This is a genomic window from Streptomyces sp. NPDC104106, assembly GCF_055584345.1.
In genome coordinates this window covers 53181-68715 of the sequence record NZ_JBVJMF010000032.1, presented here as the reverse complement: position 1 = coordinate 68715, position 15535 = coordinate 53181, and the positions used below count along the sequence as shown (strand labels likewise).

Here is a 15535-nt window from a genome sequence, read left to right as displayed (position 1 = left end):
CGCGCGGGCCCCTCGGGGCGCCGGGGTGCGGCCGGGCCCGCCCCCACCACCCCCCCCCCCGGGGGCCGCCCCCCCCCCCCCCCCCCCCACACCCCCCCCCCCCCCCCCCCCGGGGGGGGGGGCCGCCCCCCACGCTCGGGGCGTGCCGGTGCCCGGGCACCGGCAATGTCGGGGCGGATGGACGGCGGTGGGACGGTGGGCGGTCAGTAGTCCATGACGCGGTAGTAGCGGCGCAGGTCCAGGGAATGGTCGCGCACCCGCTCCAGGTGCTTGCTGACTCGGTCCATCACGGTGTCCATGACCAACGGTGCCAGCAGACCGCGGAATTCGGGGCTGATGCCGTCCAAGGGGTGGTCGCGGGTGTCGAAGACGGTGACGTCCTTGGAGACGCGGCGGGCGAACGCCTCGGCCCGGTCGGTGAGCGCGCGGGTCTCGTCTTCGCCCTGGAAGACGATCACGCTGGTGTCCTCCTCCAGCAGTTCCAGCGAGCCGTGGAAGAACTCGGCGCTGTGCACCCGGGTGGTGCGCAGCCACTGCATCTCCTCGAGGATGCACATGGAGTACAGGTAGGTGAATCCCCACAGGTTCCCGCCGCCGATGAGGAAGTGGTAGTCGGTGTCCTTGTGGGCCTCGGCGAAGTCGGACGCTGCGGGCTCGGCCCGGCGGGCGACCTCCACCAGAATGCGGGGCAGGCCGGCGAGTTCGTCGGCGAGGCGTTCGTAGCCCTCGAACTCGCCCCGCCTGGACAGCAGTCGGCCCATGAACAGCAGCATCTGGACGTCGAACGGCCAGGCCTTGGGCGCGGAGACCAGCGCGGTGTCGACCCGCTGGGCGACGGGGGAGTCGGGGTGGCCGGTGAAGCCGATCGTGTACGCGCCCCGTTCCTTGCAGTAGTCGATGGCCTTGACGCTGTCCTCGGTGGTGCCGGAGACGGAGGTGAAGACGGCGGCGGTGCGCTCGCCGAGGCGGGCGTCGCCGGAGACGACCAGCTCTGCGGCGATGGCCGCCCGCACCGGCAGCACCGAGGCGCGCCGGGCCAGGTGTTCGTAGGGCCACATCTGCGCGTAGGTGCCGCCGGCGCCCACGAGGAGGACGTTGTCGTAGCCCTCGTCCATGAGACGGTCGACGACTTTCTCGATGCGGGGACGCAGCGCCACGAGGCTTTCGGTCTGGGCGACGAACTCGGCTTCGTTGAAAGAGAGCATGGTGGTGATGGCTTCCTTCGAGGGGGTTGTGTCCAACAGGCCGTTATGGGCTGGTGTGCTGAGGGGCGCGGGTGCGCGGGACGCGCGGTTACGGGGGTGGGGGGTCAGGCCGTGCGGCGCCGGGAGAACAGGACGTTCGCACCGGCGATGATCAGGCCGCCGACGAAGATCAGTGTTCCCATGACGTTGACCTGCGGGGGTACGCCGGTGCGGCCGGCGCTGTACACCCATAGCGGGAAGGTGACCGTCCGGCCGGCGTTGAAGCTGGTGATGACGTAGTCGTCGATGGACAGGGCGAAGCACAGCAGGGCGCCGGAGGCCACACCGGGCATCAGCATCGGCAGGGTGACCAGCCGGAACGCCGTCCAGGGCCCGGCTCCCAGGTCCCGGGCGGCCTCCTCCAGCGTCGGGTCGTGACTCGCCATGCGGGCCCGTACGGTGATGGCCACGTACGGGATGCAGAACGCCACGTGGGCGAGGAGGATGGTCCAGTATCCACGGGGCACGCCGAGGACGATGAACAGCGACAAGAGGGCGGCACCCAGGGCGATTTCGGGAGCGGCGATGGCTGCGAACAGCAGCAGGTCCACGGAGCCGCGGCCGCGGAAGCGGTGGCGGCCCAGGGCCAGGCCGATCGGGGTGCCCAGCAGGGTGGCGACCACCGTGACGACCAGCGCGATGGTGAGGCTGTTGACCAGCGCCGAGGTCAGGTTGGGGATGGCGAACAGGTGGCGGTACCAGGTGAGGGTGAAGCCCTGCCAGGTGAAGTTCACTTTGCTGTGGGTGTCGTTGAAGCCGAACAGGACCATGACGGCGATCGGCAGCAGCAGCCACGCCAGCACCAGCCAGGTGTACACGGTGAGCGTGGGACGGCGGTGCGGGCGGCGGCCGGTGTACGGCTTGGACGTCTCGTTCACGTCCTGGGCGGGGGCGACGGTGTCCGTGGTCATCGCGCGGCCACCTCCAGCACGTCCTCGGTGCCCAGGGCACGGGCGTAGGCGAACACGGCCAGCAGCAGGGTGCCCATGAGCACGAAGGACAGGGCGGCGGCTGCCGGGTAGTCGAGGTTGGTGAAGTACTCGGTCTGGATGATGTTCCCGATCATGGTGGTCGAGGGGCCGCCGAGGATGCCGGCGTTGACGTAGTCGGCGGAGGCAGGCACGAAGGTCAGCAGCACGCCCGCGAAGAGCCCGGGCAGGGACAGGGGCAGCACCACGCGCCAGAAGGTCTGCGCCCGGGAGGCGTACAGGTCGGTGGAGGCCTCGATCACCTTGGCGTCCATCCGCTCCAGGGCCACGTACACGGGCAGCACCATGAACGGGAGGAAGTTGTAGGTCAGTCCGCCGATCACCGCGTACGGGGTGGCCAGGACGTGGAAGCCGGCGGGCAGCAACCCGAGGTGCTTGAGCGGGCCGAGCAGGACGCCGTTGTCGGCGAGCACCACGTTCCAGGACTGGGTGCGGATGACGAAGGAGACGAAGAAGGGCAGCAGAAGCAGGAAGAGGAACACCGACTTGTGCCGGCCGGCCCGGAAGGCGATCCAGTAGGCCACGGGGTAACCCACCAGGGCACAGGCGGCGGTGGCCGCGGCGCCGTAGAACAGGGAGCGGACCAGCTGCACGTGGTAGGTCTCCACCACGGCCGCGTAGGTGTGGAAGTGGAAGGTCTGGCGGAAGCCGTCGATGAAGTCGCCGGTCTGCAGGGACAGCGACACCATGACGAGCACGGGGGTCACGAAGAAGGCGGCCAGCCACAGCCAGCCGGGCAGCACCATCAGATACGGGGCCGGCACCGCGCGGGGCCGGCGCCGTCGGCGGCGGGTCAGGACTGGTAGATCGGTTCGAACAGCGCGTTCCACTGCTTCTCCTCCGCTTCGTCGAGCACCCGCAGGTGGCGCAGCTTGGATTCGTCGGCCTTGGTGGGGAAGACCAGGGGGCTGGTGCTCAGGGAGGCGAGCAGGGGCCGGCGCTTGCCGGTGGCGGCGGCCGCGTCGCGCGCGATGACCGCCCGGGCGTCGGGGACGGGGCAGACGAACTGCACCGCCTCGCTGATCCTCGCGGCGACCTCGGGCCGGTAGACGTAGTCCATGTAGGTCAGGGCGTCGACGGGGTGGGCGGCAGTCGAGGGGATGCAGAGGTTGTCGGTCCACAGCAGTCCACCCTCGTCGGGGATGACGAACTCCAGCCGTGAACCGCTCTGGTTGGCCTGGAAGATGTCACCGGAGTACACCAGCGAGGCGTACAGGTCACCGCGTTGGAGGGAGGACTGGTAGGTGGTGGTGCTGTAGGAGCGCACCAAGCCGGCGTCGCGCTGCCCGCGCAGCCAGGAGGCGGCCTTGCGCCAGTCGGCGTGGGTGGACTTCTCCGGGTCGACGCCGATGGCGAGCAGGGCGACGTTGCCCATCTGCACCGCGTCGTTCCACATGCCGATCTTGCCGCTGAGCTTCGGGTCGAGCAGGTCCTGCCAGCTGGTTATCCTCCGGCCCACCTTGGCCGGGTCGTAACCGATGCCGGTCATGCCGGACTGCCAGGGCACGGTGTAGACGTTGCCGCGGTCGAAGGATGAGTTCTTGAACGCGGCCCCGCCGTACCTGGCGAAGTGGGGCAGGCGGCTGTGATCGAGCGGCGCGAGGTAGCCCAGTTCGATGTACTTGGTCAGGTAGCTGTCGCCGCCGACCACCATCAGGTCGTAGCCGATGCCCTGTCCGGAGGCGAACTCCGGCTGGATCTTGCCGAACCAGGAGGCGCTGTCGTCGATCACCTCCTCGTAGGTGACCTTGATGCCGGTCGCGTGGGTGAACGCCGCCAGGGTGGGGTGACGGCTCTGGTCGGCGGGGTCGGTGTCGATGTACTGGGTGTAGTTGGCGAAGCTGAGCCGGTCCTTCTTCTTCCGGCCGGTCCAGAAGTCGCTGACGGCGGCGGCGATCTCGGTGGCCGTGCGGGGCACGGGCTTGCGGGCGCCCGGCACGCTGCACGCGGCGAGCGGGGCCAGGGCAGCGGCGCCGAGTGCGGCGCGCAGCAGACCGCGCCGGGAGCATCGGCGCTCGGTCAGTCCGCGCAGCCAGGGCGCGGGAGGTGTGGGCTGCAGGGGCATCGTGGTCGACCTGTCGTCAGCTCGCTGTGAGGGAACCGGAGTCGGGGGCGATCCGGCCGACGGCGGACGTGGCCGGTACGGTGGACGGGGCGCCCAGGGGGTAGGAGTGGGCGGTCGCCCAGGACAGCCAGACGGTGTCGCCGCGGGCCGGTACGACGGACGCCGTGCCGTCGTTGGGCTGGAAGACGGTCATCTCCGCGCCGGCGCTCGTGGCCACCGTGTAACTGGTGGAGGTGCCCAGGTAGACCACCTCGCGCACGGTCCCGCGGATGCGGCTGGCGGTGCCTGTCGGGCCGGTGGTCATGGTGATCTTCTCCGGCCGTACCGTGAGCTGGACGTCCGCTCCCGCTCCGGGCGCGGCGGACACTGGGACGGTGATGCGCTGTCCGTCGTCGAGGTCGATCACCCCGCCCTCGGGTCCGGTGCTGGTCAGACGCCCGCTGATCAGGTTCGAGGTGCCGATGAAGCCGGCGACGAACGCGGTGGCGGGCCGCTCGTAGACCTCCTGCGGGGGAGCGACCTGCTCGATCAGCCCGCCGCTCATCACCGCGATCCGGTCCGACATGGTCAGCGCCTCGGCCTGGTCGTGGGTGACGTAGATGAAGGTGATGCCCACCTCGCGCTGGATCCGCTTGAGCTCCAGCTGCATGGACTGGCGCAGCTTCAGGTCGAGCGCGCCCAGCGGTTCGTCCAGGAGCAGGGCGCGCGGGCGGTTGACCAGAGCCCGCGCCAGGGCCACGCGCTGCTGCTGGCCGCCGGAGAGCTGCCGGGGGCGCCGGTCGGCCTTGTCGGCGAGTTCGACGGTGTTCAGGATGCGGTCGACCCGGTCGTGGATCTCGTCCTTGGGCACACGTCGGCGGCGCAGCCCGAACGCCACGTTGTCCGCGACGCTCAGGTGCGGGAAGAGCGCATAGGACTGGAACACCATATTGATGTCCCGCTTGTTGGCCGCGACACCGACCATGTCCCGGCCGTGCAGCAGGATCTGCCCGCTGCTCGGCTCCTCGAATCCGGCGATCATCCGCAGGGTGGTGGTCTTGCCGCAGCCGGACGGCCCGAGCAGCGAGAAGAACTCCCCCTCGCCGATGGTGAGGTTCACCCCTCGTACCGCCGCTGTGTCGCTCACGCCGCCGAAGTCCTTGACGACGTCGACGAGGGTGATGGCCGGGCCTGCGGTGGCCGGTGGTGGCCAAAGAGTGTCGGTTGCCATCGCGGAGACCTCCGGAGTTCGGATGGGGGAGAAGCGGGCGGCCGTCGGACGGGGCGCGGGGGACGGCCGTCCCGGAAGGCGGCGGGCGGATGCGTGTGGGCGAAGATTGATAACGTTACCAACGCGGTCGTACCTTACCCTCGGCCCAACGCCTCACGTCAATGGTTGAATGGCGCTGAATTCCACCGCCCCGTTCCCCCGGTGTTCGCCGGGCCGACATGGAGAGAGCCGGACATGCCCCCAGAAGCGCAGCCGCGGCGACGCGTGACCATCCCGGACGTCGCCCGGCACGCCGGTGTGGGACAGGCGACGGCCGCGCGCGTCCTCGGCGGGTACGGATCAGCGAGCGCGGCCACCCGGGAACGAGTGCTGGCCGCCGCCGCCGAGCTCGGCTACAGCACCAACGCCGTGGCCCGCAGCATGATCAGCGGCCGCACCGACACCCTCGGAGTGGTCGTCGCCGACGTGGAGAACGCCTACTTCGCCCGCGCGGTGCGCGGCATCGCCGACGTCGCGGCAAAGGCGGGACTGCAGGCCATCCTCGCCAACAGCGACGAGGACAGCGAGAAGGAGAAGGCCGCGGTCCAGCTGTTCATCGAGCGCCGCGTGGACGGACTCGTGGTGGCACCGGCCGCCACCGACGACGAACACCTCGCCCGGGCCGTCTCCGCCGGCATCCCGGTGGTGCTCCTCGACCGTGTCCTCACCGGAGCCGCACTGGACACCGTGGTCGTCGACAACCGGGGAGCGGTCAAGGCGGCGGTGACCCGGTTCACCGACGCCGGACACACCCGCATCGCGGTGATCACCTCGGCCATGCCCGGCGACGACGGCACGCGGCTCGCCCCAGGCGCGGACATCTGGACGACCACGGAACGCGTCGCCGGCTACCGCCAGGCCCTGCGCGCGGCCGGCATCCCGCGCTCCGCGGAACTGATCCGGCACACCGGCTACGAACGGGCCTGGGCGCGCTCGGCCGTACTGGAACTGATGACCTCCAACGACCGCCCCACCGCGCTGTTCACCACCGACAACGTGGCCACGCTCGGCACCCTGGACGCCCTGCTCGACCTCGACGCCCACATCCCCGGCGACGTCTCGGTCATCGGCTTCGACGACGCGGAGTGGACCACCCTCATCCGGCCGCGGCTGAGCGTCGTCAGCCAGCCCGTGCAGGAACTGGGCGGCCTGGCCGCGGACATCCTGATCCGCCGCATCAACGGAGCCACAGCCCGCCCCCGCCGACACACCCTGCACACCACCTACATCGACCGCGAGTCGACCGGCGCTGCCCCCACCCACGTACGACGCCTCCGCGCCCCGGCGAACCACCCGTAGAACGACGACGGCGCCCGCCGCGCCCGCCGATCAGCCCGCTCTCCCACGGCCGGCGTCCCACCTCGGCGATGCCAGCCATGGGAGAGCGGCTCTTTGAACGGGCTTGGCCGGCCTGCCGGCAGACCACCATCACGTCCATGCCGCGCACGGGACTGTAAATCGTTCGGCCCTGTCTCACATTCGGTGGTGACGGAGCGTGCCGCTATCCGAGGAGGATGCGGTGGCGAAGGAGGGTGAAGCCTGCCCGTCCGTGCATCTGGCGCGTGATCCGGTCCGCCTTGGTGTTGACGCCCTCGGTGGGGCCGTTGCTGTACGGAAGCGTGAGCGCGGCGATCACGGCGTCGTGGTCTCGGTCCAGGCCCCGGGTGAAGGAGTGCAGATGAGGCAGATCGGCTGCGCGGACCTGGGCGATCCAGCGTGAGAGACCCCCTCGCCTGAGTGCGACCAGCAGCTTGACCTACTCGTTCTCCTACACCGGGCCGGTCGGTGACCGGTTCCGTGTCAGGGCGGAGTCCAATCCGCAGGGCACCGATATAGCCAGTTTGCCCACATGAAGCAGCTGGGCATACTTCATGATTCGCACCTAGGCCTGTCTGAGGGGCGCGTGACAGGCTGGCTGGTGGATCGTTCCGTCCCGTGGGGCGGGGTGATCTGAAGGATGTGGAGTGGGCCCGGCTGGAAATCGCTCAGCTCGGCCGCTTCGGGGCATCGGCGTTGATCCGGGCCGCGGTGGCCAGCGCGTGGTCGAGGCCTGTCCTGATGGCCTGCAGCGCACTGAGGTGGCTCCTGATAGCTACGGTCTCGTAGGCCACCTGCACGGCGTGGAAGACGCCGTCGACGTTGTGCCGGTATTTGCAGGCCACGTCGGCGGTGGCGGTCCTGATCTCCAGCGCGGTCGGTGGCCGCAGCGCGTTCCAGCGGGTGTCGTCCACCGCGGCGACTGGACTCGAGTAGTCGAATCCCTTCGCCTTCATGCACGTCGACCACGCGTCGAACGAGTCCATGACGCGCTTGTCCGACAGCGCATTGAAGTAGCTGTTCATCCGGATGTCGGTGACCAGTTGGGGGCTACCGAAGAGCGCGTCCGGGTCGGTGGCCGCCGCACCGGCGATGGTGTGACGGGCTTGCCCCAGGCAGCCGCCCGTGGGCGCGTTGTGCCCCGGGGTGCTCCTTCCGACCAGGGCGGTCGCGACCTGGGGGTTCAACGGTGCCGCGGGTTTGGCTCGCCGCTCGTGCGCGACCTGCGCGGCGGCCTCGTTTCGGTCGCGGTATCCGTGGACGGCGGCGAAGGCGGGGTCGTTGGCCGGCAGGTCACCGGATGGATCGTCACTGACGCCGGGGGTGGTGACCGTCGGGAGGGTGTAGTTGAGGGCCGACCGTTTCATGCAGGCGCGGACCAGGGACGCCTCGGCCCGGGTGAGTATGGCTTCCTGCGCGGCGGTGGGCTGGTAGCGCGTGATCGGCAGCGCGCTGAGCTGATGTGGTCCCGTCGGTGTGGGAGCGCCGACAGCCGGGGCGGGCGAGCTTGCTCCGGCCGCGCAGCCTGCCAGCAGCAGCCCCGCGACCAGCAGGCCGCTCGCGACCGAAGCGGAACCGGCCCGGCTTTTCTTTGCAGTACTGTGCATGGACGATCCGCCCTCCCCGGTCGGCCTCTTTAGCTCTCCTCAGTGCTTCCGGCGGACATTCCCGGGCCCGGGAATGTCCGCCGGACACGTCCTAGCAGGCGCCCGGGCCGTCCCAGGTCTGCGAGGCATTGTTGTTGCGGAGGGTCGAGTTCAGGTTCCCGGCCGTCCACGGGGCGAACGACTGCTGGATGTTGCCGCTGGTCCCGAGCGGGTAGACCCAGACGTGGAGGGTGCAGGCGTAGTCCCAGTTCTGGACCGACGCCGCGTTGTTGCGGACCGGCTGGCCGTCGCCGGCACCACTGCCCTTGTTGCAGCCCCCGAAGGTTTTGCCCTGGTAGTTGATGTTGTAGGGGGAGCCGAAGTAACCACCCACCTGGTCCGGGTGGTAGTACAGGCAGCCGTCGCCGCCCGTGCCCGTGGATCCGTCCCCGCCGCTGCAGCTACCCGAGCCGCTCGCGTTCGCCGCGGGTGCCCCCAAGACGAGCCCCGCGGTGAGAAGCCCGACGGCGGCGGTTCCGGTGAGGAGAGTCCTGATCCTGTGCATGAGAGATGCCCCCTGTGTCGTGAATGCGTCTTTCCTGACCGGAAGTACCGGTCAGAGCAGCGACAGCCGACGATCTCGTTGAGCGTGCCGTTGTCTTCGAAAAGCCAGACCCAGCTGCCGCAATTCGTCGGGCCATGTCTGTCACAGCGCTGGCTGTGGGCACCAACGCAACCTGCCTAAGCGTCTAGTCCATTACTCCCCCATGTGTTGAGGCAGCCCGGCTGGGTGCGCTGCGCCGGGAATCAGCCCTCCTCGAAGTGACGCGGCCTGGGCGAGCTTCTCGAAGGAGCCGTGCCGATGGCCATATGCATCGGGCGTCTCGCGATTTCTCGGGACCTCCCGGCCCGTGACGTGCGGCGATGTATGTATGGAGACGGCTTCTCAGGAAATCCCGCCGCGTCGTCGGGGCGTGACGTCGGTGGCCGGATCCATGTGACGGGGCACGGCTTGGAGGCAGGTGGGGTCGCAGAGAAGGGCGGCATCCAGGAAACTCATGCTCAGGGGGTGTCATGAGATGGAGAGAACTGCCCGAGACCTTGGATCCAAACGGGCGACGACTCGTGCAGGAGCTGCGGCGGTTGAAGGACCACAGCGGTCTCACGCTGCGGGTGCTCCAGGCCAGGACGCCTTTCAGCGGCTCGTCGTGGGAGCGGTATCTCAACGGCAAGGCCCTGCCGCCCGTGGCGGCGGTCGAAGCCCTCGCCGGTCTGACCGAGGCTGACGTCTCACCGCTGTTGGACCTGCACCACGCAGCACAGCAATCCGGTCCCGCGACGGAAGGCGCCCCTCAGGATCGTGTCGCGCAGACGGCTCCCCAACAGTCTCCCGCTCCCTCCGGTCCTCCCTCCGCCTCGTGCGTGGACCTGGGCGAAGTCCGAGAGCACGACCAGAAACAGGAGAGAGTGCACGGGGTTGCCCTGTCCCTCGTCGGAGGCGCCCTGTTGCTCTCCGCCGTCGTTTCCGGGTGGCTGATCGCCGCCCGCCCGAGCGCCGCCGGCCGTCCGGCGGGCAGTGCCACCGGAGTGGGCAGATACAGCTGCGCCTACGTCAGGCACGGAGATCTGATGCTCGCTGGCAACAGCACCACCAGCTCCGACGTCGTCGCGTTGAACATCACGGGTCCCGACGTGGCGGAAGCCCAGTGCCTCCTGCGCCTCCATCACCTGTCGCCGGGCGACGTGGACGGCTACTTCGGTAAGCGGACGGAAGCACAAGTGAAAAAGCTGCAGCAACAAGGCCACATCCCCCCGGACGGAATCGTCGACGAGCAGACGTGGTCCCTGCTGCGCCACGTGGAATGACCGTCCACCGCGGCGAGAAAGGAAAGCCCGAACGATGAGGCACTTACCGGAAGATCCCAGTGGAGGACGTTGCCGCAGACCTTGCCCCCCGCATACCGGGATCTGGTCAGCGACCTGCGTCAGCTCAAGGACCGCAGCCGTCTGAGTCTGACGGAGCTGGGAAGCGCCACCGCCATCAGCAAGTCGTCCTGGGAGCGCTACCTCAACGCCAAACAGTTCCCTCCCCGGCACGCCGTGCAGGCGCTGTGCCGGGCGGCGCAGGTGAGCGAGGAGGCCGTACTGCCGGTCTGGGAACGCGCGGACGCGGCATGGAACCGGCGCGGGCACACCGCGCCCCCGGCCGAAGCCAAGCCGGGCCAGACCACCGCTCAGAGAGACGGTAGCGCCGATGACGGGGAGCCCACGGTTACCCGCAGCTTCGTGCACCGAGCATTGCTCGCTGCTTCCGCTCTGATCACCGCACGGCCTTGGGCCACCACCGCGGGACTCCTCCTGCTGTGTACGGCGATGCTGGCACCCGCCGCGATCATCCACGCCTCCTATGAAACCGGCCCGGTGGCCGCCGCACACCCGCCCGTCTGCCAACTGCGCTCCTGCGAGGGCCGTGACCCGCAGGCCACGGCATGCGAAGATCCCGTCACGGTGAGTTCCCGCATCGCGGCCGACGGGACCAGGCTGGAAATCCGACTGAGCCCAAGCTGCCAGGCCGGGTGGATACGCAGCTGGCCCACACACGGCGGTTTCCGTATCGAGGTCACCAGTCCTGACGGGCATGCTCAGGCCACCACTGCCCCAACTGCCCTGTCGACGGCCGGACAGATGGTCACCACCACCATGATCGCCGCCGCGCACACCACGGGACTGCGATGCTGCTACTACCCCTCGGTCGGCCGACCCGGCCGGGAGTGTTTCCACGCCGGTTCCTGAACTCGACTCGGTCGGCCACCCGGGAGTGATGTTCGCGCTGTATAACGAGCCGGGCGGAAAGGCCATGCCCGCCGAGTGGGCGCTGTGACGCAACGGTGGCCCGGTGCCCAGGTAAAAGACCAGCAGGCGGCGATGCCCGAGCAGCTGCTCGCGCCCCCGGCCGCCGCCCCCGAGCACGGCGACCAGGAGCCGGAGGCCGGCCGACAGGAGGCGGTCGACATGACGGCGCTGCGGGCTCTGCGGGAGTCCCGCACCGACGTGGAAGCCCTCGATCTCACGGCCGAGCGGCTGCGCCACCTCAGGGACGCCTTCACCGCGGCGGCCGACCGGGCCCGCGCCACCATGGACCGCTACGCCGAACAGGACGACGCCGACGCACGGCACCCGGCGCGCCAGGACGACCAGCAGGCACGCCGTCCGCAGGAGCCAGGACCGCACCGCGGCCGGGAGGCCGGCGACCGAGCGCACCCGATGTAGTGGTGCGCACCGGCGATGCTCAACTCCACTCCACCGAGTGGAGTCCACTGGCCGGGGGCGGACGACATTGAGCCTTCGCCATCTTCGAACGTGCTGGTCAGAGGGCTGGTGTGACGCGCGGTCGGGGTGCTCGCGCTGATCGTGGGCGGGAGTTGGCAGTCTTGATCGTCTGGCGGATGGCAGCGGTGCGGCTTCGCCGGTTCCTCCGCGTCGCGAGCCCGGCTGCCCAGGTCGGGCGGCGGGACGTTCCGCGTTGCAGCGGTCAGCCGCCGGTGAAGTCGCCCGGTCCGTGCACTGCGGCAGGCTGGGCCAGGCCGCCGGTGAAGTCGCCCGGTCCGTGCACTGCGGCAGGCTGGGCCAGGCCGCCGGTGACGTCGCCCGGTCCGTGGACGTGCGTGAACCCGAGTCCGGCGACTGCGAACCCGGCCAGGGCGACTACGGCGACCATGCGCCGGAACAGCGTCGAATGCTTCATGACTATCCCGTTCTCTGGGGGCGAGGGCTCCAGTGTGCAGAATGGCTGGGACGGACGAAACGGCTCCGCCAACCGGATCCAACCGCAAGCCCTGGGAAGCGCGAGGGTTCGTGGATTCCTGGACGTGCCTGGCGGGCAACCCGCGTGAGGTGCGGTGGCTGAGCAGGAAGTCCCGCGCGGGTTCGCGTGATCAGCTGTCGCTTCCCACGTGACCGTCAAGCGGGCCGTGGCTAGTTTTCCCCGGAAGTTCCAAGATCCTTCAGCGGGCCCCCTGCCAGGCCGGAGTACGGCCCCGTGGCCGTAAAGGGGAACTCCGGCCCGCCAGGTACCGGGCAGAACCGCCCACCGTCCCGCACCCGAAAGGCGTGCCCCCTCGGCGCGCGGAGCTCCTCCGCGGGTCGGGGCGGTGAGGCTGGACGGGTAAGTACAGAGCCGGATCGCCCGCCTTCCGAACCTCCCACAGGCCAACCGGCTTGAGCATGGTCATCCGGGCCGGATCACGCTGCCCATCGGTGGCGGGCAGCGTGATCCGGTCTGGCACCGGCGGTCGCAGCGGCGCTATCCGGCTGCGGGCTGACCGACACCGTGTTACGTGCGGCACGCGAGCGCGGCCTGGTACTGGGCATCAGCATCATGGACCGGCTCGTGGGCGGCTGGCCCGCACTGACGGCGGCCGCGATCACGGCGCTTGCGAGGAGCCGCCCCTCGGCCAGATACGCGAAGCCCTGTTGGTGGAGCTGCTGAACCGGCAGGCCCAACCAGGGCGTACCGGGTCCGGCAGCCCGGGAGCGCGGCGCCGAGGGCGCTCGCGAGCAACCGCGACTGCCAGCGGCAGGCGGATGGTGTCTGCGGGTGATCCCGCGCGGGGCGTCGGTGAGCCCGGCAATCAGGGTGTTTCCTTCGCCTCACGCTGCTCCATGGCGACGCGTCGGCCGAAGCTCTCGGGTGAGGGTGCGGCCGCGGGCAGGGGGGCGGCGCCTTCGGGGCGCAGTCCGTGCACGTAGACCGCTACATGCCGGACGGCGAGAGCTGCGCTTACTGCGCCGGGCAGGTGGGGCATGGGGCGGCAGGCCATGGCGGCCGCGGTGATCAGGTCCTCTGTGGTGACGTCGTCGCGCACGACGCCGGCGTCCTGGGCGGCCGCAAGGACTTCCTCGACGCCGTCGCGGATGGCGTGCTGGAGTTCCTGGACCCGTGGGTCCCGTACCGCCGGTCCGCCGATCAGCGGAAGCACGAGGCGTTCGCGCTGTTCCACCACGCGCCGGAACAGCTGCTCCAACGCCGCTGCTGGATCGGCCAGTTCCAGGCGTGCCGTTTCCACCGCTGCCAGGCAGATTTCGAAGCCGTCGACCATGACCTGCCGGATCAGCGCGTCGCGGTCGGGGAACCGGCGATAGAGGGTGCCTGCCCCCACGCCGGCGCGCCGGGCGACGTCGTCGAGGGCCACTGCGGTGCCCTGCTCCCGGAAGAGTTCGCGAGCGGCGGCGAGGATTTTCTCGCGGTTGCGCCGGGCGTCGGTGCGCAAGGGCGGCTCGGTGGTCATGCGGCGATCGTAGACGGTCGCCAGTAACCGGAGATTTTTCTCCACTTCGGGCGTAGGGTGAGAGGCGCCAACCGGCATCATGTGGCCGACAGGGAGGACTCAGTCATGTCCGCTGACCGATTTGTTCTGCTCCAGCCCGGACAGACCCGGCAGACCCGGGTCCCCTTGCCGCCCGGGTTCGGCGTCAAGGTCACCACCACGGACAGCGAAGGCCGGCTCGCCGTCCTGGAGAACCGCCTCGACGTCGATGTCCCGCCCCATGTACACGAGCTCATGGACGAGTTCGTCTACGTACTGGAAGGCGAGATGGAGATCGACTTCCAGGGGCGGACGTACCGCCTGACACCTGGCATGTGCGCGCTGCTGCCGCACGGCGTCCCGCACGCCATGCGCAACGCCTCCCAGCCCCCGGCACGAGCACTGCAGGTGTCCACACCGGGCGGCTGGGACCAGTTCATGGAGGATCTCTTCGAGGCCGGACCTGCCGTCAGGACCGACACGGGAGCCATGGACCTGGAGAAGGTCAACGAGATCGGCGGGAAATACGGCATGCGCTACACGCACGGCACGATGACCTTGGACTAGAGGCCGCGCCCGTCCAGGTCTCCCAGACGGTTTCGTGTTCTTCTGCAGTTCGTTGCGCCGCGGTGTGCCGCTCCGGCGCGCCGGCTGCTCTGCCTTCTTGCGCAGGAGAGCAAGGAGGAGCAGACGAGGGAGGGCTGTGTTCGAGATGTTCATGCGCCGGGCCGGGCTGGCGCAGGGCGCGTCGATGGCCGATGTGGTCGAGGCGGTGCACCTGATGCCCTACGGGCGACCGGCGGTCCGCAGCGCCGAAGGGGCGCTCGCCGAGTGGCGCGGAACGTGTTCCACCAAGCACGCCCTCCTGGCCGCGGTGCTCGCTGAGCGGTGGCCGGAGACGGATCCACGCCTGGTCCACCGCGTCTACCGGTGCACGCCCGAGCAGGCCGAGCGGAGCTTCGGCCTCCGGGCTGTTGCTGCGGTCCCCGCTGACGGGCTGTGGGACGTCCACCGCTACCTCACGATCCAGATCGGCGGCCGCCGGATCGTCATCGATGTGACGTTCCCTTCCGGAGTGCGCTGGGACGGTCGCAGCTCGATGCCGCCGGCCTGCGGGCCCGGAGCCGACCACGTCGCCGGCATCAGTGCGGATGCGGACAAACGTGCACTGGAGGAAGCCTGGTGCGATCCAGCCGTCCGCGAGCCGTTCATCGCAGCTCTCTCCAGCGCCTGACAGAGCCCAGGTCGCCTCCGCTTGGGCATCGGTCCCCCTGCGCGACCTCGAGCCGTCGGTGCGCGAGCAGCTGCTGGACGGCCCCGCGGGCGGAGCCCGAAGGCAGCCCGCGACGGTGCTCGGCCGGAGGTTCTTGACTCTGTCGGGGATCTTGGAGCTTCCCGGTGCGGCAGCAAGATCGACGGGCATGCTCGGGTGGTTTCGCCGATTGATACAGCTGTCGAGGTGCTCGTTGTCCCTTCGTCCCCGTTCCGGTGAGCAGGTCCCGTCTCTGACTGTGCAGGTTGCGCGGGCGAGCAACCCGGGTGGTACGACGGCGATATGGGTACGTGACCGGCTGGTTGGCCTGTGGTGTGACGAGGACTTCGCCGACTGGTACCCGCGGGACGGGCGTCCGGGTCTCTCGCCTGCTCAACTGGCCACCGTCTGTGTGCTGCGGTTCCTGCTCGGCCTGTCGGACCGGCAGGCCGCCGAGTCGGTCCGCTGCCGCATCGACTTCAAGTACGCCATGGCCATGGAACTGGGCGGTCCCGGCTTCCACCACA

General features: G+C 69.7%; 15 protein-coding genes and 2 pseudogenes. 7 read left to right on the top strand and 10 right to left on the bottom strand.

Annotated features, from left to right (window positions below; all coding sequences use genetic code 11):
• Positions 1-203: 203 nt before the first annotated feature.
• The 5 genes from ACZ60X_RS41930 to ACZ60X_RS41910 form a co-directional block, all read right to left on the bottom strand.
• A complete protein-coding gene (locus ACZ60X_RS41930) occupies positions 204-1205 on the bottom strand; it encodes an SIS domain-containing protein (protein WP_469610735.1) in 1002 nt (333 codons plus the stop codon).
• A gap of 104 nt (positions 1206-1309) precedes the next feature.
• On the bottom strand, positions 1310-2155 hold the full coding sequence (locus tag ACZ60X_RS41925; protein WP_469610733.1) for an ABC transporter permease: 846 nt from the start codon (positions 2153-2155) through the stop codon (positions 1310-1312).
• On the bottom strand, positions 2152-2997 hold the full coding sequence (locus tag ACZ60X_RS41920) for an ABC transporter permease (RefSeq protein ID WP_469610741.1): 846 nt from the start codon (positions 2995-2997) through the stop codon (positions 2152-2154). Before ACZ60X_RS41920 ends, ACZ60X_RS41925 begins: the two co-directional genes overlap by 4 nt.
• A 29-nt stretch (positions 2998-3026) precedes the next feature.
• Positions 3027-4298, bottom strand: coding sequence for a polyamine ABC transporter substrate-binding protein (locus tag ACZ60X_RS41915; protein ID WP_469610731.1), 1272 nt, complete (start codon positions 4296-4298; stop codon positions 3027-3029).
• Positions 4299-4314: 16 nt separating this feature from the next.
• The gene (locus ACZ60X_RS41910; protein ID WP_469610729.1) at positions 4315-5508 is read right to left on the bottom strand and encodes an ABC transporter ATP-binding protein; all 1194 of its coding nucleotides are present in this window, start codon (positions 5506-5508) and stop codon (positions 4315-4317) included.
• A 234-nt stretch (positions 5509-5742) separates the two neighbouring features.
• Here ACZ60X_RS41910 and ACZ60X_RS41905 point away from each other — a divergent pair, with 234 nt between their 5' ends.
• A complete protein-coding gene (locus ACZ60X_RS41905; RefSeq protein WP_469610728.1) occupies positions 5743-6846 on the top strand; it encodes a LacI family DNA-binding transcriptional regulator in 1104 nt (367 codons plus the stop codon).
• A gap of 202 nt (positions 6847-7048) precedes the next feature.
• Here ACZ60X_RS41905 and ACZ60X_RS41900 read toward each other — a convergent pair.
• The 3 genes and pseudogenes from ACZ60X_RS41900 to ACZ60X_RS41890 form a co-directional block, all read right to left on the bottom strand.
• Positions 7049-7270 (bottom strand): annotated as a pseudogene (locus ACZ60X_RS41900) (transposase); the annotation flags it as partial.
• 262 nt (positions 7271-7532) lie between these two features.
• Positions 7533-8471, bottom strand: a complete 939-nt coding sequence (locus ACZ60X_RS41895) for a hypothetical protein (protein WP_469610725.1) — start codon at positions 8469-8471, stop codon at positions 7533-7535.
• Between the two features lie 91 nt (positions 8472-8562).
• Entirely contained in the window at positions 8563-9015 is a 453-nt protein-coding gene (locus ACZ60X_RS41890) for a hypothetical protein (RefSeq protein WP_469610723.1), read from the bottom strand.
• A 509-nt stretch (positions 9016-9524) separates the two neighbouring features.
• On the opposite strand from ACZ60X_RS41890, the gene ACZ60X_RS41885 reads away from it, so the two are divergent.
• From ACZ60X_RS41885 to ACZ60X_RS41875, 3 genes are all read left to right on the top strand, one after another.
• Positions 9525-10316 carry a peptidoglycan-binding protein gene (locus ACZ60X_RS41885; RefSeq protein WP_469610721.1) on the top strand — a complete coding sequence of 264 codons (792 nt, stop codon included), beginning with the start codon at positions 9525-9527 and terminating at the stop codon, positions 10314-10316.
• A gap of 69 nt (positions 10317-10385) precedes the next feature.
• Positions 10386-11243, top strand: coding sequence for a helix-turn-helix domain-containing protein (locus ACZ60X_RS41880; protein ID WP_469610719.1), 858 nt, complete (start codon positions 10386-10388; stop codon positions 11241-11243).
• Positions 11244-11375: 132 nt separating this feature from the next.
• Positions 11376-11720: a hypothetical protein gene (locus tag ACZ60X_RS41875; protein ID WP_469610717.1), complete on the top strand. Its 345-nt coding sequence runs from the start codon at positions 11376-11378 to the stop codon at positions 11718-11720.
• Positions 11721-11982: 262 nt separating this feature from the next.
• On the opposite strand, the gene ACZ60X_RS41870 is transcribed toward ACZ60X_RS41875, so the two are convergent.
• Together ACZ60X_RS41870 and ACZ60X_RS41865 are read right to left on the bottom strand one after the other, a co-directional pair.
• Positions 11983-12195 carry a hypothetical protein gene (locus ACZ60X_RS41870; RefSeq protein WP_469610715.1) on the bottom strand — a complete coding sequence of 71 codons (213 nt, stop codon included), beginning with the start codon at positions 12193-12195 and terminating at the stop codon, positions 11983-11985.
• 886 nt (positions 12196-13081) lie between these two features.
• Entirely contained in the window at positions 13082-13738 is a 657-nt protein-coding gene (locus ACZ60X_RS41865; RefSeq protein WP_469610713.1) for a TetR/AcrR family transcriptional regulator, read from the bottom strand.
• Positions 13739-13843: 105 nt separating this feature from the next.
• Between ACZ60X_RS41865 and ACZ60X_RS41860 the strand changes: the two genes are divergently transcribed.
• From ACZ60X_RS41860 to ACZ60X_RS41850, 3 genes and pseudogenes are all read left to right on the top strand, one after another.
• Positions 13844-14323, top strand: a complete 480-nt coding sequence (locus tag ACZ60X_RS41860; protein WP_469610711.1) for a cupin domain-containing protein — start codon at positions 13844-13846, stop codon at positions 14321-14323.
• Between the two features lie 136 nt (positions 14324-14459).
• Positions 14460-14990, top strand: coding sequence for a hypothetical protein (locus tag ACZ60X_RS41855; RefSeq protein WP_469610709.1), 531 nt, complete (start codon positions 14460-14462; stop codon positions 14988-14990).
• A pseudogene (locus ACZ60X_RS41850) lies at positions 14908-15489 on the top strand (transposase); the annotation flags it as partial. The gene ACZ60X_RS41855 and the pseudogene ACZ60X_RS41850, both read left to right, overlap by 83 nt.
• Positions 15490-15535 lie beyond the last annotated feature (46 nt).